This window comes from Acidithiobacillus sp. IBUN Pt1247-S3 (assembly GCF_041146875.1).
In the GTDB taxonomy this organism is placed as follows: Bacteria; Pseudomonadota; Gammaproteobacteria; order Acidithiobacillales; family Acidithiobacillaceae; genus Igneacidithiobacillus.
This window is the reverse complement of record NZ_JBFRXP010000002.1, coordinates 129,904-148,277: the sequence shown is the minus strand read 5'-3', so window position 1 is coordinate 148,277 and position 18,374 is coordinate 129,904. Positions and strand designations below refer to the sequence as shown.

The window sequence follows — 18,374 nt, the reverse complement described above, 5'->3', positions numbered from 1 at the left end:
GCAATTGGACACCCGTCGGGGCGGTAGATCTGAACCCGCAGCGGCAGGATAAAAAGGCGGCTTAAAAAATGGGAGAAGCGACAACTACCTTGACAGACGCCGAGTCTGCACAGAGACAAAACAGTTTTTTCATAATCTTCGACAGGAGCTTGATAACCTCTGGATTAGACATTAAGCTTTGCTTCGCAGGTTTTCTTCTGGCGAAAGAACTTGACAAGATTAATGGCGCTGTGCAGCCAACCCTTTGAAAAAAGATCGGCTAATAAGAAACGTTTCTTGGCCTCTCTGAATCACGCCATGCCCTTTCATCGTCTCATCATTCACCGCCTTTCGGCGTAAATTTCCTTCTTTCTGACTGCTGCACATCTTTACTACCATAGATTCCCGTACTTCTCAGGCGGCCACTGATGCCTAGTTCATGTACCGAGCACGACCGTGGCGCCGAACGGCGCGTTGGCGTAACCGGGTCGATAGCGTTACACGGCCACGACCTCGCTCGTCCCCGCGTTGTGTGGTGACGGCGAGACCGGCGGCACTCGTCGCCGCACCACTCACATTGGCGCGCCGCAGCACGGGCACACAACCGATGGGCGCAGCATTCACCGCCGCAGTACATTTCCGTACCCCTACGCATTCTCCGCCTCAATAGCCGGAGCGCCAATAAGCCGCCCCCAGGCCCAGGAGGTGTTAGCCTGGATAACGGGTATCCCCGTTCCCTGCGCCCACCACTCGTTGTTGGTCAGCAGGATCACCTGTGGGTTCTGGAGGACGCCCTCAATCCAGACGAAGGGTAAGAGCTGGTCGTAGCAGATACTGGCCCAAGCACGGATACCCTCAATGTTGCGTGCAGGCGTCCACCAGGCCGCTGAATAGCCTACGTTGTTGGCTTCCGTGTACCCTGTTCCCCGCAGCCAGGGGTGCCACATGGACACGGGAACCGGAAAAGTGGAGTTGAAGAGGACGCGCGGCGGTCCCTGATGCCGCAGGGCCACAATGGAATCTGTCACCAGGCCCGGTCTTCTGGGCACGTTCATACCCACGAGCCAGATCTGCCCCTTAGGGATGGCGCGCTGGATGGCCCAGACGTTGCCTGCCCAATCCGTTTCCAATGATTCTGGGAGCAGCACCACTTTGGTATCCGGAGCACCGGATGCAGCCAAAACCTCCTGGAGAATGGCCGCATGGCGGGTCTGGTTGGCGAGAATGGATTGCGGGGCCTCGCCTACGTCGAGATCCACACCTTGCCAGCCCTGTGGGACATTCCTGGGAAGCAACGCAAGGCTGTTACTCAGGATAGATATTCCGAGCAATGTTGTTGCCGCCAGACGCCGTAACTTTAGCTCAAAGGTGTCCAGATCCTTTGGGGTTCGCAGCCACCACCCGCCTTCCCCCATCAGAAACAGTACCCCCAAAGCCACCAGACCACTCAGCCCCATGCCAGGAAAGAGGACACCCGCCGATGACAGTGGTGAAAGCCAGTCAAAGAGGCCCAGGGGCGGCAAGGCGTCAAGAAGCAGTACCAGCGCTGCCTTCCAGGGTCTGTCGACAAACGCCCAGCCGGCGGACAGCAGGGCCGCCGACCCGAGCCACAGAAATGCTCCCTCCCACATCGGCGCGTGCGCATCAAAAAAGACGGCCACGCCCCGGAGCAGGCCCACACTGCCCGCCGCATAGTAGGAAAAGGCTACCAGGTAGCGGGTGATCCGGCTTTGCTGAAGGAGAACGAGCCCTATGAAGAGCAGGGAAAGCAGGGGACCGAGCCAGTGGATGGGCAGCATCCAGGAGGCGCCACAGCCGGCGGTCAACAGCAGGGAAAACGGAAATCGCAACATGGACACACCTCGGGACGTCACCTTTTCTCAGCGGGTATAGCCGCCTGCCGTTGTGTGAGATTTCTGTATTCCCAGGCCTTCTTTCTGATCTCTGGCGTCACCGGGAAATCCCGCAACAACTCCGCCTGCTCCTCATAGACGGCCTGCAAGCCATTGGTCTCCAGCCGTTCCTGCGCCCGCGTCCAGGCAACATACAGGAGTTTGTAGCTTTCCTGGTTGACCCCGTATGCGGTTTCAACATCGCCGCTTCCCCCAAGGTATTCGTACTTCGTCGCCAGATTCGTCTTGGTCCAGTCCTCTCCCAGGCGGACACAGGGCCACTCCAGCCCCTTGGCTTTGTGTAGCGTACTGATGGTCACGAAACCCGAGTGCCGAGACTTGGCCGTCCCCCCTCGCGCAACGCATGGACGGCCTCATCCAAGGCGGGTAACGCCGTCACCGCCGCGCTCCTCGTTCACCAGAGATTCCACAATCTTCACATAGGGGCGATAGGACCCGCCTTCCTTCGTCTCGGAATAATCGACCAACTCATCCCAATGATGGAATAGGGACAACTCCGGGTGCCCGTATCCGGGACGTCCTTCATAAAGGGAACGCAGTGCGGAAAGCAGTTTCGCCGCAGCCTCGCCTCCCCCTTCGATGTACGGCATCTTGCCGCACTTGATGTAGCGCAAGGCCGAGAAGATCACCCCGGCATTGCTGCGACACAAAATGGCATCAGGATGGTGATTGTGCTTTTTGCTGTCGCTGTGGAAACCCGGGTTTGGGTTCCGCCCCTTCAGATCCAGAAGCTCCCCCGCCGCGTCCAGAAACAGGCGGGATGGTGCCGCGATGTTCTCCCCGAACCGAAAGGATTCCGTCAAGGTCGCTTGCCGGAAATCACCAAACAGATTCATGGCGTCCACGGCGCCACGCCAGCCATAAATACTCTGATGCCGGTCCCCGACGAGAATGATTTGCGCTCCGGCATCGCGCATCTTTTTCAACGCGCCGATCATGACCGGGTTCGCGTCCTGTGCTTCGTCAAAAAGCACGGCATCGAACCCGGAGAAATCACCGTGCATGGCCCACAATTTCAGATACACGTCATCGGTTGCCGGGTAATCACTGCGCACATCGGACATGCGCCGCCACACCTCTGCTGCTGCATCGGCGACCGTTTTGGCAAACTCCCGTGCCGCATCCTTTCCGCCTTTCAGGCCGGCAATGACGCGCACGGTTTCACGCGGCGCGTGGGCAGGCAGGATCGCCATGTCTTCCGAAAAGCAGAAGTTCCCGACCGTCTCCAGGATACAGGAAACGGCAGAACCCGGTTGCAGGCCAAAATCGCGGAGATCATCCACCCGCCTGGCATGATTGGCGATCACGGCATCCCGCAGTCTCTTGCCGCAGCGCGTCCGTCCACGAAAGGCGTTGCCCAGCACCGCTCCGTTAAATGGAGCGTTGTAAGCAAGGGAATGGGCAGTGGATGTTTTCACCGCATCGGGAAACTTCCCCGCAGCCTCTGTGGCCATAGTTTTGTTGAAGGCGAAATAATGAATGGTCCGGTTGGGACGTTTTACCAATAACGCCTTGGCCACCAGAACCTGTGTGGAGGTTTTGCCCGCGCCGGCAAACGCGCTGACCGAAACCGAAGCCCCAAGCGAGGCCAGGGATACAATCTCCGTTTGCTCGTCTGTTGCCTTGAAAGTACCCAAAATGCCCACTCCTCTGTTCAACTTCTCAGTGGGTATAGCCGCCTGCCGTTGTGTGAGGGCACCAGGGCGATCGCCCCATGCTCTGGCTATACCCTGATGTCAGTCTTTTCAGGGAGTCCCACTTCATGTCTGCGCGTGTTCACCAACCTGACCAGAATGTCCTCGACTACCGGATGCAGCAGAAAATCCGGAATGCCACAGTGCTCAGCATGGCGGCAACTGCCATGACGGGGGTGTTTTCGGCTTATCTGGCGTCCAGCCTGGGCGTGGACTGGTTCATCGCCCCGTATGCCGCCAATTTCTTTCCCCACTATGTGAGTAAGCCCATCTTCGGGATGGACGTGTACTCACCGCTGGCTCTGGGGAAAGCGTATTGGCATTTTTATGCCTACCCGATGATGCAACGCGCCGCTTATGCGGCCCTGGCCGGCACGCTGGTCCCCACGCTGGCCGTGGGCATCTGGCAGTTCATCCGCACGGGGCGCCTGCAAAAGAAACTGTACGAAACCGATCTGCACGGGTCGGCCCATTGGGCGACGCAAAAGGAAGTGAAAGACATGGCTCTGCTCCCCGCCGGGAAGCAGCAAACCAGTCTTCGGGTGTGCTATGTCGGGGGCTTCCCGGACCCGCAGGACCGGACACGATATCTGCAACATGCCGGCGCAGAGCACATCATTGCCTTTGCGCCCACGCGCTCCGGCAAGGGGGTGGGACTGGTCCTGCCGACCCTTCTGGGCGGTTGGCAGGAAAGCGTCGTGGTGCATGACATCAAGGGGGAGAATTATTTGCTGACGGCGGGGTGGCGAAAAACCATCGGCCAGAAAATCCTTAAGTTCAACCCCGGATTCGGCATGGCCGCCGATCCCTCGGCAGGCGTTGAGGCGAACAACGGCGATCTCGGCAAGAAAAACCAGTGCTGCCATTTCAACCCCCTGGAAGAAATACGGGTAGGCACCCCCTTCGAGGTAAAGGACGTGATGAACATCGCTACCATGATCGTGGACCCGGACGGCAAGGGCCTGAACGATCATTGGCAGAAAACAGGTTTCGCCCTGCTCACGTCGGTCATTCTCCATGTGCTGTATGCCGAACCCGACAAGACCTTGCGCGGGGTGGCCGCCTTCCTGAACGACCCCAACCTGCAAGGGGGCGTGGATGAAGCATTTAACAAGATGATGGCAACGGAGCACGACCCCGAAAACCGCTATCACTGGAAGGATCAGCACGGAAACACTGTGAAAGTGCATCCCGTGATCGCCCAGTCTGCCAAGGAAATGCTGAACAAGGCTCCTAACGAGAAGTCGGGCGTCATCTCCACCATGATGAGCTTCCTGTCCCTGTACCGGGATCCCATCGTGGCGGAATGGACGGAATACTCGGATTTCCACATTCAGGACCTGCAGGATGCGGAGCATCCGGTATCCCTGTATCTGGTGACCTCCCCAGAGGACAAAAATCGTCTAAAGCCCCTCATTCGCCTGGTGCTCAACCTGATCGCCTCCAAGTTCACGAGTGAGGACCGGCTCATTGAAAAGGGCGGACGGATGGTATGTCGGGGCAAGCATCCCTTGTTGCTGCTGCTCGACGAGTTCCCTTCTCTCGGCAAGATGGACGTGTTTCAGGACGCGATTGCTTTCTTTGCCGGATACAACGTCAAGCTGTATCTCATCGCCCAGGACAAGAGCCAGTTGGAGGATGAAGCACACGCCTACGGCAAGGCGGGCGGCCAGATCATCATCAACAACTGCCATGTGCGCGTGGTCTACGCGCCCAACGAGGTGACCACGGCCGAGTGGGTATCCAAAATGCTGGGTAAAAAAACCGTTGCCATGGAAAATACGACACAAAGCCTGGAGGGGTCTCTCCTGCCTTCGCCCAAAGGGCAGAGCCGATCCATCACCTACCAGGGCCGCGACCTGCTCACCCCGGATGAAGTCCTGCGGCTGCGCGGCCCGGTCAAACAGGGTTCGGACATCGTCAAAGCCGGCGATATGCTGGTTCTGGTCGCGGGCTTTGCCCCCGTCTATGGCCGCCAGATCCTGTACTTTAAAAACCCGGTTTTCCTCGACCGGGCCAAAATTGCGCCGCCGGAGCATGGTGACAAAATTGGCAAGCCAAAGAATTATGTTGCCATATTCGGTGCCCACGGCGGGGTGTTGACCGCCAAAGCCCCGGACAGCGAACCCCAACTGGAGGAAGGGGACTTCATCGACCCCCAGGCATCCGCGCCTGCGGACGGTGCCGGCACTGCAGGCGGCGAAAGTTCCACGGGTAGTGCTCATATAGAGCCCCTGGCGACAGACAATGCTCCAGAGGATCAGGATGGCAACGGTCAGGAGATGTCCGGGGAAGACGATCCGGAGGCGGAAGACTTCAAAAAAGCCATTGCACAGACCGCTCTACTCTATGCACAGACACGCAAGCATTTGCCGCCAGAAATGCTGGAGGCTGCCGGGGGTGCGGATGCCTGGGTGCCCAGCCAGCAGCGTCTGGACCGGCATGGTGACAAGAGCGGGATGACAGGGATGTTGGGGGGAAAGCCGTCATAGGTACCCAGCAAACGGCTATGGCTCAGGAAAAAGGATAGCGTCGGGGCCAACCTGCTCAACAAGAATCTGAATATCTGCTCGGGCTATCTTTCAATGTACTGGTGACCCGCACGATGATCCTTCCTCCTTATCCGGAGGCTTCTCAGTGATGCAGGACACGCTTCTCGATCATTCCCACTCTATTGTCGATAGATTACATTTACAAAATAAAATCATTGACTTGTACTCACATGCATCTTCGATGCCATGAAAAATACCATGTTCAGTGCAATTGCCTAGCGTGCCCTGCGTTAGAGACTGATTATCCCGCCGCCTGCAGCACACTGGGCCGCGCCACGATGGCCTTGAACAGATTGCCGGCCCGATCATCGATGAGTTCGATCTGCGGCCAGGCCCGAATTACGCGCAGAAGGCCACTGCCTAGCCCGCGATAAGGAAGGAGCTTGGCCGCGAATGAGGCTAGGATGGGATTGCGCATGTTGGAGTTGCCGGCCTTGATGTTCTCGATGGTCAGGTTGTTAGGCAAGTGGCCGGGGCTGATGATCTCGACGCGATCCGCAAAGACCAGCACGCGCACCGGAGCGCTGACGAAGTAGTCGCGGTGGATGAGGGCGTTGGCGACCAGCTCTTCCCAGACGATACGGGGGATCTCAGGCAAGCCCGGGGAGTTGAATCCTTGCTCGCCCTGCGCGGCGCGGGTGTTGGCGATGATGAAGCCCAGCGTCTGCTGGAAGACATCGGCCAGCTTGCCGGTAATGTCGCGGCTGTCGATGTAGCGTTCGTCCTCGATCTGCGTGCCGACAAAGGCGACAGCCTTGACGATGAAAGCAGGTAGTGCGTACTGCGGTGCCCTGGCGAATAGCAGGCTGCCAGCCACGTTGAGCTGCCCCTGGTTCATCAGGTTCATGTTGCTCAGCAACTGCGGCAGCGGCTGGTTATGTTGGGCGAGCGGCTCGCCGAATTGTTGCTCGAAGAACCCTTCAAAATAGGGCATGTCAACATCGCCCGCACTCAAGCCCGCCACGGGCGTTTCATCGGCGTGTACCAACCCCGCCTGCTGGAACAGCCGCTGCAGTTCCTCGCGCGACGTTGCGCGGCGCTTGTCTGAACCATTCTTCACCCAGATGGTGCCGTTCTTGTCCATGTAGGGCTTGTTGACACCCTCTGGAATGGAGACAACCATTACTGTGCCATTTGGATGTGGCACGTTTTCCGTGAGCGGGTTTACGGCGGGACGCACAACCTGTGAGGCCGCGTTGGCGATGAGCTGGTTGAGACGGGCAACATCGGCTCCGGACAGACCCCGAACCGAACTGTCGTCGTTCACACCAATGAAGATGCGCCCGCCAGCCGTGTTACAGAAGGCCACGATCTCTGCCGCCAAGGCATCAGCATTGGTCATGTCCGCCTTGAACTGCTGCCGGCTGTCCTCGCCCCGGCTGAGCAGGTCGATCAGCTCTGTGGTTTCCATAGGTTGTACACCTCTTTGCGACGGTTGAAGGCTTCCTGGCCTCCTTCCATGATGTTGATAATGGCGTGCTGCACCGGGCGGGCGTCGATACTACCGCTTTCCACGTTTACCCTTTCATCCTGGTACTGGCAGGCGTGCACCTGCTCCGCGTCACCCAGCACCGGGAAATTGGCGTTGTGGGTAGCGAAGATGAACTGGGCGTGAGGCTTCATCTCACGCAGCAGCTTGATCACGTCATCGTAGATGGTCTGGTTGTCCAGGTCGTCTTCTGGCTGGTCGATGATAATTACGTCGTTCTGCCGCTGGCTGAGCACGTACAGCAACAGCGCAGAAGCTCGCTGCCCTAGTGAGTGGTGCTTCAGCTCCTTGCCGCGATAGCGTATGACGAAACGGTTGGGAACCTGCCAGGTGACGAACTCGGTCAGGTTCTGCATGAAGGTCTTCTCGAAGACCTCGGGGGTGCTGCCAGCCTTGACCAAAGCGCCCGGCAGGGCACGCAGGAGGCCGCCGAAGTCGGCATAGTCCTCCATCACTGCGCGCAGCGTGGTCTCGCGGATGTTGCTTCCCTTGAAGAGCTGCTGCATGAAGCTGATGGCGGCTTCCTTGTCGCCCTTGAAGTCAGCTTCGATCTGCAAGGCAGTGTGGCCAGCGTTCACGCGATCCAGCTCCACCTTGATGGTGTTGAACTCGCGCAGCCAGAGTTCGTTGAGCTTGTCGATCTCCGCGAACAGCGCGTCGCGGATGTTGGTCTGCTGTGATTCCTGCTTGGCCAACGCCTCCAGCATTTGCTCCGCCTTGGTCTTGCGTTGCTGCTGGGCCAGGAAGTCGTCCGGTTGGATGGCCGTCATGCCAGTTTGCTTGAGTTCCTGGGCCAGTTGCCGCTCGACCTGCGCAAACTCTTCCTGAAGGCTCCTGCTTGCACCTTCAAATTCGCCCTGCTTGGTCTTGAGGCGATCCGCAATGGCGCGCGCGTCCCTCTCGATCTGCTTGAGCTGATCGACCTTTGCAACAAGGTTGGCGAACTCGGCGTAGTATGCCGCGAAGAAATCCGGGTTCTGCTTGGACGCGTAGCTCGTGGCGTTGCGCAACTCGTCTTCGTGTTCGGCGACCAGTTGCCCCAGGGCGCGGATGAAGTCGTCCGCCCGCTCCTTCATGCGTGCCAGCGCAGTAGCGTCCTGCTGGAAGCCAAGGCGCTTTTGGAGCTTGTCGGCGATGCCGTGCTCCGCGAACTTGGTCAGACGGAAGTTGGCATCGGCGAGTTGGGTCTCAAAATCGCGCTTCTGCTCGGCGGTGTTGCTCAACTTGAGCCAGCGCTGGGCGGCTTCGCGCACGCGCTGGCGTTGCGCTTCGATCTCGTCACGCAGCACACGTAGCTTCTCGCCAACCAACTTTTCTACCAGATCAGTCTCGAAGCCTTCGCCGGTGCTGGAGAGGTCCTTCTGTCCAAAGTAGATCGGGCGACGTAGTACGGTCTCCCGGATCGACACGCCTGGCTGCAACTTTCCGCCCAAGTAGACGTTCGGCGCTTCGCGGAAGATACGGGAGACGGTGAATTCCTGCCCGTACACATCGCAGGCCGTCAGCGTCACCTTGCCGCCGCTGCCGAGGGTATGGCGGATCAACTCATCCTTGTACTTGGTGTCCTGCGCCTTCTCGCCCCGTGGGATGTCGAGGGCGTAGCGCACTGCCTCTAGGATGGATGACTTGCCACTGCCCCGGATGCCGATCAATGTGTTGAGTTCGGAAGAGAAATGCAGCATCTGCCCGTCGAGGATGCCGCCGTCGAAGCGGATGCTGCGGATGTGCGAAGCCTGATGCTTGGGCGGCTCCATGGCTACCCGCCCAACAGGATCGCTCAAGGCAAACTTGACCGCCTCGAAGGACAGCTCACCCAACTTCAGGTAGCTGGTTTTGCCCCGGCCGATTTCATCGATGCACTTGGGGTCGCTGCCTTCCAGTTCTGCCGGGTACCAGCTCTGCAGCCAGCTTTGAATCTTGGTGCGACAAGGTTTTTCTTTCCCTGCACCATCGTGCGTGCGAACCTTCTGAAAAGCCAGTGTTCTGCGCCGGAAAAATTCGCTCTGCCCCAACTCAGTGAGGCGGCCGCCATCCAGCTCCGCCCACAAGCCACTCGGTGCTTCAACATGGGCAAACACCAGGAAAAAATCCCGGTGATAGCTTTCCAGCTTCTTGATCGTCTCCAGAAGAGACCAGGAGGTGCGGCCATTCTCCTGCTCGTATTGCGCAGGTGTCTTACCTTCGAATGCGCTGGTTAGGAAGGGGTTGATGTAGTTGTGCTCGTCGATCCATTCGTCAGAGAACACAACAAGCGTGTGGATGCCGTTAGCCCCGTCGTTAACCGACAACTCGACGCCTGGCAGCAGCGCAACACCCTTCTTCTGGGCCGTCTTGCGCAGTCCTTTGAACTCGTCAAAGTCGAACTTATTGTGATTGGTGATGACGCCAAGCCGGATGCCCGCCTTCTCCAACGCATCCACATAGTTGCTGTTGTAGAAGTTGTCATCGCCCGTGTACTTGAATTCGCGGTCTGCTCGGGTATGCAGATGAAAGTCTGCGCGTACCCACTGTGCCCCTTCCGCGAAGAAGGTAGATCGAGTTCCTGATTGCTTTGACGGCAGACTTTCCATCATGGTGCATCCTTATATTGTGTCTGTGCGTAGTCCACCAGTCGAGCTGTCTTCGGATCGTAGACAACCTCGGTAATCGAGCCATCTCGAATGCGCTGAACCGCTTCGTCGATCACATAGAGCGGCACTAGGAACCATTCCTCAGGCTGCACAGGATGACCGAAGCGGTCATGGATGGTGATGTCCAACCGCGCTGGCGCGAACAACCTGTGGAACAAGCTTTCCATCCGGGTGCGATTAACCCCCGCGAGCTTGTACGTCGCAACGACCTCGACCTTTGCCAGCAGATAGGTCGCTTCGTTCTCGGCGTTGGCGATGCGCGTTTCAACCCTGCCGCCGGTCACTCCCACCTTGTAGATGATGTCACGGTGCTGCGCAACATACGGATGATCGGATAAGGAGCGCAGGACGTAGATCGTGCCGCTTTCGACATCATCGGCCTCAAGCTCGCCGCCGAAGGAAAGTTGCCCGCTCTCAGGCGAAGCCAGCCGCCGCGCGGCGGGGTCGTCGTAGAACGCGCGCTGGAGCGAGCGTAGAAGCAGATTGCTCTCAGTACCATTGGAGAAGATGAGGCGCAAGCGCCGGTCTATTTCCCTGGCGGTGGTTTTCAGCGGCTCACCGACCTCGGCGACGTAGAGCGTAATGCCCTCGAGAACGAAAAAGTCCCCGGCTTCAATCGCACGGCGGCCCGCTTCTATGGGCTGGGACTGGCGCAAGCCGGTCTTGACTTCCGTTTGAACACGCTCGAACAAGGGCCGGAAGGTCTCGAAGTCCTCGCAGGGCTTTCGATCCGCGATTTCCTCGGCGGCGCGCTTTTCGGCGCTGGTGCGAACATGGCGCAGGACTGTGATGCCGTCCCTACCGCCCACGCCTGCCAGTTCGGCAGCCAGGTCGTCGATGTCGATGATTTCCTCCGCCGTAGCAGCCGTTGGTGCCCCTGCAAGCAGGCCCTGATGGTCGAGCGACGCAAGCAAGGCACGGCAATCGGGCAGCACGCGCAAGCGGTCGAGCCGCACGGCGTAAAGGCGCTCGAATATGTCGCGGTCTTCACCGTGCTGCGGCGCGCGCCCGTGCTGCTCAGTGAAACGCTGGATTTCCTCGAAGCCAGCGATGACGCGCTCTTCACTGGCTGGGCGTCCGCCCTTCTTCTCGGGCGGTGCGAAGTCGGCAAGCTCTGCAGCAAGTGCGTCAAGATCGGAGTTACTCATAGCGCCCCTCCGCCTTGAAACGCATAAAGGCGGCTGCGCCTTCGGCCATGCGTCGCTCCCACGCATCCTGGGAATCGAGCGCCGGAATGCGTCCGCGCTCTTTCTTGAACTGGACGGCGCGAACGGCCATCTCCTTCGCCTCATCCGGCGTCAGGATCGTGCGCTTCGCCGAGATGGCCGCCGCGACCTGCTTCAAGCTGTCCTCGCTCATGGTCTTGGCAAGGATGGCGTAGGCTTCACCGAAGGGGTTGATTCGGTCGATCAGGTCGATGTCCAACTCACGCACATCCATCGCGAAGCGGCGCACGCCGTCGATCAGAGCAGTGTTGGGCGACCCGTCGCTCTCGCCTTCGGTGACCAGCCGTTTAGCCTGTTGAGTGAGGTTGAGGGCAGCGATGGCATGCTGGCGAACGGCCTCCTGATCTTCGGCGTCAAGCTCGGGATATTTGTCCTTGATGATCTTGCCCATGCGAACCTGGGTTAGCTCCTCGGGCACCAATTCCTCATCGAACAGGCCGCGCTCGATGGTGGGCTTGTCTTGCACGAAGGCAGCGATGACTTCGTTCAGGTCTTCCTGACAGATTCGCGCCGCCTCCTTGCTCTTGGGCTCGGCAAGGCCCTTGATTTCGATTTGGTAGGCACCGGTCTGCTCATTGACACCGACATTGCAGCGGTCCGGGTCATAGCCACTCTCGCCATAGCTAAAGCCCGGCGTCGGGCCGCTGTCGGGGTTCTTGGGCTTGAACTCGAAGCGCGGCGCTAGAACCTGCTCCATCAACAGGCTCGCCGCGATAGCCTTCAACGTGTCGTTGACGGCCTCGGTGACAGCTGCCTCGGTCGCATCCGGCTCGGCGATCAGGTTGGTGAACCTTGCGCGGGTCTTGCCCGGCGCGTCACGAGTGGCACGGCCGATGATTTGCACGATCTCGGTCAGACTGGCGCGGTAACCCACGGTTAGCGCGTGTTCGCACCAAATCCAATCGAAGCCTTCCTTCGCCATGCCCAGCGCGATGATGATGTCCACATGGTCTCGGTTGTTCTTCTGCGCCGGGCCTTTCAGCGCGGTGGCTACGTGGTCGCGTTTTGAAGCGTCATCATCAACAAGATCGGCAATCCGCAGCACGCGGCCATCGGGTCGCTTAACACGTTGGAAGCCGGTCGCAGGGTCGATGCCTTGCCATTCACCCAGAGCCTCGATGATGTGCTCCACTTCCCGCATCTTGTCCTTCGTGCTCTCGCGCGAATTGACATTCGGGATGTGAATAATGGTCTTCTCGGCGGGATCGAGGACATTAAGGATGTCATCGACGTAAGGGCCACTGTAGAAGAAGTAGCCGATGTCGAGCTGCTTGAGGTACTCGTAGCCGTTGAGCTGTTCGTAGTAGGTGTAGGTGACGGTATCGAACTTCGACTCGTCCTGCGGCGCGAGCACGGCCTCGGCATCGCCCCGGAAGTAAGAGCCAGTCATGGCGACTATGTGCGTCTTGCCACGCGCAATGAACTGTCCCAGATGCAGGCCGAGCTTGTTGTCCGGGTTGGCCGAAACGTGGTGGAACTCATCGACGGCGATCAGCCGGTCGTCGAACGCCTCCACGCCGTAGGCATCGACTGCAAACCGGAAGGTGGCGTGGGTGCAGACCAGCACCCTGTCGTCACCTTCGAGGAACGCGCCCAGCGACTTGACCTTGCCGCCGTTGTCGTTGCCCGGCGCGTTGCACAGGTTCCACTTGGGTTCAACCTGCCAGTCGGACCAGAAGCCGTACTTTGACAGCGGCTCATCGTTGAAACTGGCCCCGATGGACTTCTCCGGCACGACGATGATGGCTTGCCTCAAGCCTTGGTTCGCCAGCTTATCGAGCGCGACGAACATCAAGGCACGGCTCTTGCCGGATGCTGGCGGGGACTTAATAAGCAGGTATTGCTCGCCGCGCTTCTCGTAGGCGCGCTCCTGCATGGGCCGCATCCCAAGTGCATTGGACTTGGTTGATGCCCCGTTGCGGGCGTAAGAGACTGAAACGGATGGTACGGATTTGATCTTTTCGTTCATATGTTGGCTCCCGCTTTACGTTTCTTGCCCTTGGCCGGCGAAGCCACAGCGGTCATCTTGGTGTAGAGGTCGAACAGCTTCTCCAGCCGCTCGGTGTCGTTCTTGAATCGGCGGCCGATGTAAATGCGCTCCAGCACTTCGTCGTTGCGCTCATGCGCCTCCCGCAGATCGGAGGGCATCTTCTCGGGTTCGTAAAGGTCAGCGATGGTCGCCGGAAAGTGATGCTCCCGCGCCAACAAGATGTCCTCAGCGCAGCGCGTAAGGTCGGCTTTGTTCTTCTCCGTCAGCATAGGCACGGGAAAGGTATTCCAGCCTAGGGTGTTAGAGTAGCGGTAGCGTGTTTCCAGCTTGCCGCAGACGGTGGCGATCCAGACTAGGTGCATGCGACTTGCGATAAGAGCCATGTTCCAAAGCGGAGCGTCATAGAGGGCGAAAGCGAGGTTGCTGACTACCGTTCCGGCAGGCTCATAACCACAGGGCAAGTATTCACGGGATTCGGACGAGACGCTAGGCACAACGAGGGTTGAGTGCTTTCCAATGAACATCCTTTGAAATTGGTGCGACCTATCAGCGATATCCCTTGCTGTCTTCCCGCCATTGAGCCGCAAATCGCGCACGCCACTAATGCGTTGAGCAAGAGGGCGAATTGCTTGTGCTTCAGTCAAGTGTTGATCTTCGATCCACAAGCAATAGCGCTCTAAGCCGCGAATGAACTCAGCCGAACCGACAATCCGGCGGACAAAGCGGGCTTGTTGTGTGGGCGTGAGTTGTAACGAGTCGCGCTCGTCCCGCGACAGCAACAAGAGACCTCCGTCTATCGGTGTGTTTCCGAAGGTCATCTCGCTAAGTGCGGACAAAGGTTGACTAGCCTTTTCAACGATGACACTTTCGCCTACCGCCAAATATGCGTTGATGTGCGAGACTTGTCGCTCGATGGTGTTCCCCGAATTGTCCAAAGAGAACAGACGCCTCGGACTGCGGGGCTGCGTCGTTATGCCTACGATTACCACGGTCACGCCAGCGTTATGGCTGGCAAGATTGGCCCAACGGAAGGAAGTATGCGCAAATTCGATCTGGCAGCCACTTGCAAGGATCGCTGGCCATAGGACAGGGACTTGTAAACCTTGGCAGATAGAGTTGGTAGAAACGAAAGCGGCAATGGACCTTGTGTTTATGCAGTAGTCGGTCGCCTTCATAAACCATCCGGCGACATAGTCAAGGGACTTCCAATTGTCTACTCGCTTGTCAAAAAGTAGTCGCAAGTCAGATTTTTGTTCGTCCTTTTGATCACGGGAGCCTAGGTACGGGGGATTCCCGCAGAGGTATGTCTCGCCGCCCTCGTTCTCGAAGTCAATTTCTGCCTGATCAAGCGGGGTTTCGAACAAGTCATCGGCCTGCACCTTCACGCCGGTGCCAGTCGATGGGCATATTCTCAACCAATCGAGCCGCAGAGCGTTGCCGCAGGTGATCCAGTTCTCATTGCGCAGAGGCAAGAACTCGGCCAAGGCCAACTTCTGCCCGCGATAGAGCACATCGCACTGATACTCGGCGATGACCAGCGCAAGGCGCGCGATCTCTGCAGGGAAGTCGCGTAGCTCGATCCCGCGAAAATTGGTGAGCGGAATTTCTGACGGGCGATCCGACTCATCGCGCCGTTTATTAATCTCGGCCTCGATTGCGCGCATCTCCTTGTAGGCAATCACCAGGAAGTTGCCCGAACCGCAGGCTGAGTCGAAGACTCTGATCTTTGCGATGCGCTTGCGCAGGTTGAGCAGCATGCGCGCGTTATTCCCCGCCTCCCCCAGTCTCGCCCGCAGGTCGTCGAGGAAAAGCGGGTTTAGCACCTTCAGGATGTTGGGAACGCTCGTGTAGTGCATACCCAACTCACCGCGTTCCTCATCCTCTGCGACGGCCTGGATCATCGACCCGAAGATGTCGGGGTTGATCTTGGTCCAGTCGAGGCCGCCGACGTGCAGCAGATAGGAACGGGCGATCTTGCTGAACTTCGGCACATCCATGCTGCCGGAAAACAAACCGCCATTGACGTAGGGGAAGCTGTCGGCCCAACGGGGAATCTTCGCTGCGGCTCGATCCTCGCTTTTCGTGTTCATGGCAAGGAACAAGGTGCCGACGACCTCGTGGGTGTTGGTCGAGTCCTTCGCGCTCATCTGCGTGACGGTCTCGGTAAACTTGCCTTTGCCGATGAATATGTCGGTGTCCTCGGCGAAGAAACAGAAGATGAGCCGCGCCATGAAGTGGTTCATGTCATGGCGGCGCTCAGCCTTACCCCATTCAGGGTTGTCTTTCAGCAGTTCGACGTACAGGCGATTCAGGCGGCTGGTGGCCCGAATGTCAAAGGCGTTTTCGCTGATCTGGCGGACGGTGCTGATACCCGCCAGCGGCAGGAAGAAGCCAAAGTGGTCTGGGAAATCTTTGAAGGCGCAGGCAACTGTCTCGCCACTGGACAGGTCTTCGGCCTCGAAGTCCACGCCATCGGTGGCGAGCACGAACTTGGCCTTGCCCTTGGCGGTGGCCGGGCTGTCCTTGAGGGCCTTGAGCGTCGCCGTGACCTGGCCCGCATTGCAGGTCAGGATGTGGATGTTGCTGGTCTGGAGAACGCCGCTCAGGTCGGACTTGTTCGATGCCCCTGCGCGCAGGCGCTTGATGGTGGTTGCCTTGTTGCCGAAGGCTTCAAGGAAGGCATAGGGGAACTCTGCGGGGTCAAAGGGCTGCTCCGCAAGGTCTGTGATGGCTTGTTCGATTTCTACTGCGTTCATGCGGCATCTTGCCTATGTGACTTTTTCCTGCCCGCGTCCGATTGAGGCTCACTAGCCGGGACAACGCTGCGGGGGGCCACCTTGTAAATGGTTGTCCGTGAGACCTTGTAACGCTCCGCAATTTGGCCGACCGGAATGGTTGGGTCAGACATCAGGCGCTTGATCTCCCTAATTTGTCGTGCATCCAGCTTCGGCTTGCGTCCTCCAGAGCGGCCACGTGCCCGTGCAGCGACCAAGCCAGCCTGTGTTCGCTCCCGAATCAGGTTGCGCTCGAACTCTGCCAACGCCGCGAACACATGGAAGACCAGCTTCCCGGCCGCGCTAGTGGTCTCGATCTTCTCGGTGATGCTCTCGAAGCCAATCTTCTTTTCCTCCAAGCCCGCGACGATCTGCACTAGGTCCGGCAGGCTACGCCCGAGCCTATCCAGTCTCCACACCACGAGGGTGTCCCCCGCTCGCAGCGCTTTCAGACAATGGTCAAGCTCCTGTCGAACTGCAGTCTTGCCGCTCACCGCCTCTTCGTAGATGGAGCCGACCCCAGCCAGGCGCAGCGCGTCGCGCTGCAGGTCCAGGTTCTGGTCATCCGTCGATACGCGGGCATAGCCGATCCGTTGATTCATTAACAGTTGCCGGACGTTGAAAAATTGATGGGAATTTTAACAGATTAAGGTGTTTCTGGCAGCCCGTTAGCATGCAGCCCAGCGGCATCCAGAAAACCACCATTTTATGGACAGCATACAGGGCGCATTGAGGATCGAATAGGATGTGCAGTATGGGCATGGGCAAGAAGGAACCCAAGGATTTTGCCTCTGTCGCCAGAGCTACCTTACCAGTTGAGGGAATAAGCCAACGCCGTTTTTTTAGGCTTAGACATGGCGTTTGCAGGCTTTGCCCCGCCCCAGGTCTCCACAAAGGCCAGGGGCGCGTTCGGACGCCAGGCATAGGACAGCCCGCCTCCGCTTCCCATCTGTACAGGGATACCCGCAGCGGCCAGTACCCGATTGGCATAGACAGCGTCTCCCCGAAGGTGCCCGGAGTTATAAGCTTCAAAGGCGTGGTAGAGGGCAGCCTCGCCGGGGCCATATGCGGCGGTGGCCTTCCGGTAATCGGCGTTGAGGATTTTCGCGCCTGCCCGAAGGTTGGTGCAGGCATTAAAGGCATTACTTGGGTTCAGCCCGTAGGATGCAAAGTTTTCTGTATCCACCTGTGCGAGTCCTACGTCCACCCTTTGCCCAGCGGCCATGGCCTGGCGAAGATAGGCTATCGCCTGTTGCGGGTTCCCGAGGAGCACCATGCTTCGCGTGTTGTTGTTCCACATGGCCAGGGGGTTTCCGCCCGACTCCACCTGGACGATGGCGGCGAGTGTGGATGGGGCCACCTGTGGGGCGCAGTGCTGGGCGAGAGTGGTCAACAACATGGGAAGTTCCTCATTTCGTCTGGATCTTGTCGGTGTACCAATACTGACTGCCGGGGATGACTAGGGCAGGCCGCAGGCTGCCAAGAATATTTTTCACAGGCACCGGCCCATAGTAGGCGCTGGTGAAGGCAAAGGTGCCTAGCGCATAGTCCCAGAAATATCCCTTGGGGACGGTCAGCCGGGTACCGATCGGCAGGTGGATGACCGGAATGCCCTCCACCGTGGTCACGATCCGGCTGTTGGGCAGCAGCTTGCCATTGGCAATCACTCCGTCCTTGGTGATTTCTACCGTCTGGCCTTCCGTGGCCACGACTTCCTTGGCAAAGGGCATGAGGTGGTCTGCGCAATCCCACTTCCCGTGGGGCGCGAAATCCAGCCAGAGGCCGGTCAGCGCCTCGTGTAGCGCTGGATTGTCACCGGCAGGCGTGCTGTTCAGCATTGCCGCCGGACCGACAAAGGTCATCGGCAATGGTTCGTGGATGGGGGGGCAAAGATAGACCTTGTCTCCGTCCCGAAGGTGGGCGGGTTTTGGCCCACGCTGGTAGAAGCCAATGGGCATGCAGGTTGTGACATTGAGCGACCAATGCTCGATCCGGCCAACAGCAAACAGTGCCGCCACAGGCAGGGTGAGCGTTGCCGCCGTGATGATGGCGAGGGTGGAGAATTTGGGAAGCCGCATACCAGAAAGTCCCTCGAACAGTGGTCCTGTTCTGGTATAGCCAGTTGCT

The 18,374-nt window shown here is 58.7% G+C and carries 13 protein-coding genes; 1 reads left to right on the top strand and 12 read right to left on the bottom strand.

What is annotated here, in order from left to right; genetic code table 11:
- Positions 1–411: 411 nt before the first annotated feature.
- The 4 genes from AB4090_RS02655 to AB4090_RS02640 are packed head-to-tail and all read right to left on the bottom strand — an operon-like array spanning position 412 to position 3,529.
- Positions 412–603 carry a hypothetical protein gene (locus AB4090_RS02655; RefSeq protein ID WP_369572306.1) on the bottom strand — a complete coding sequence of 64 codons (192 nt, stop codon included), beginning with the start codon at positions 601–603 and terminating at the stop codon, positions 412–414.
- Between the two features lie 23 nt (positions 604–626).
- Entirely contained in the window at positions 627–1,832 is a 1,206-nt protein-coding gene (locus AB4090_RS02650; protein WP_369572305.1) for a conjugal transfer protein TraB, read from the bottom strand.
- Between the two features lie 17 nt (positions 1,833–1,849).
- Positions 1,850–2,191 carry a 3'-5' exonuclease gene (locus AB4090_RS02645; RefSeq protein WP_369572304.1) on the bottom strand — a complete coding sequence of 114 codons (342 nt, stop codon included), beginning with the start codon at positions 2,189–2,191 and terminating at the stop codon, positions 1,850–1,852.
- Between the two features lie 54 nt (positions 2,192–2,245).
- Positions 2,246–3,529, bottom strand: a complete 1,284-nt coding sequence (locus tag AB4090_RS02640; protein WP_369572303.1) for a UvrD-helicase domain-containing protein — start codon at positions 3,527–3,529, stop codon at positions 2,246–2,248.
- A 125-nt stretch (positions 3,530–3,654) separates the two neighbouring features.
- Between AB4090_RS02640 and AB4090_RS02635 the strand changes: the two genes are divergently transcribed.
- The gene (locus AB4090_RS02635; protein WP_369572302.1) at positions 3,655–6,078 is read left to right on the top strand and encodes a type IV secretory system conjugative DNA transfer family protein; all 2,424 of its coding nucleotides are present in this window, start codon (positions 3,655–3,657) and stop codon (positions 6,076–6,078) included.
- A 301-nt stretch (positions 6,079–6,379) separates the two neighbouring features.
- Here the strand turns inward: AB4090_RS02635 and AB4090_RS02630 are convergent, their stop codons facing one another.
- The 8 genes from AB4090_RS02630 to AB4090_RS02595 all read right to left on the bottom strand — a co-directional run bounded on the left by AB4090_RS02630 (position 6,380) and on the right by AB4090_RS02595 (position 18,325).
- On the bottom strand, positions 6,380–7,549 hold the full coding sequence (locus AB4090_RS02630; RefSeq protein WP_369572301.1) for an RNA-binding domain-containing protein: 1,170 nt from the start codon (positions 7,547–7,549) through the stop codon (positions 6,380–6,382).
- Positions 7,531–10,200 (bottom strand): TrlF family AAA-like ATPase, encoded by a 2,670-nt coding sequence (locus AB4090_RS02625; protein WP_369572300.1) that lies wholly within the window; start codon positions 10,198–10,200, stop codon positions 7,531–7,533. Before AB4090_RS02625 ends, AB4090_RS02630 begins: the two co-directional genes overlap by 19 nt.
- Positions 10,197–11,405 (bottom strand): GIY-YIG nuclease family protein, encoded by a 1,209-nt coding sequence (locus AB4090_RS02620; protein WP_369572299.1) that lies wholly within the window; start codon positions 11,403–11,405, stop codon positions 10,197–10,199. Before AB4090_RS02620 ends, AB4090_RS02625 begins: the two co-directional genes overlap by 4 nt.
- Positions 11,398–13,452 (bottom strand): DEAD/DEAH box helicase, encoded by a 2,055-nt coding sequence (locus tag AB4090_RS02615; protein ID WP_369572298.1) that lies wholly within the window; start codon positions 13,450–13,452, stop codon positions 11,398–11,400. Before AB4090_RS02615 ends, AB4090_RS02620 begins: the two co-directional genes overlap by 8 nt.
- Complete coding sequence (locus AB4090_RS02610) at positions 13,449–16,229, bottom strand: class I SAM-dependent DNA methyltransferase (protein ID WP_369572297.1); 2,781 nt, start codon at positions 16,227–16,229, stop codon at positions 13,449–13,451. Before AB4090_RS02610 ends, AB4090_RS02615 begins: the two co-directional genes overlap by 4 nt.
- Positions 16,226–16,849: a recombinase family protein gene (locus AB4090_RS02605; protein WP_369572296.1), complete on the bottom strand. Its 624-nt coding sequence runs from the start codon at positions 16,847–16,849 to the stop codon at positions 16,226–16,228. Before AB4090_RS02605 ends, AB4090_RS02610 begins: the two co-directional genes overlap by 4 nt.
- 206 nt (positions 16,850–17,055) lie before the next feature.
- A complete protein-coding gene (locus AB4090_RS02600; RefSeq protein WP_369572295.1) occupies positions 17,056–17,646 on the bottom strand; it encodes a lytic transglycosylase domain-containing protein in 591 nt (196 codons plus the stop codon).
- A gap of 10 nt (positions 17,647–17,656) precedes the next feature.
- Positions 17,657–18,325, bottom strand: a complete 669-nt coding sequence (locus AB4090_RS02595) for a S26 family signal peptidase (RefSeq protein WP_369572294.1) — start codon at positions 18,323–18,325, stop codon at positions 17,657–17,659.
- Between the last annotated feature and the right edge of the window lie 49 nt (positions 18,326–18,374).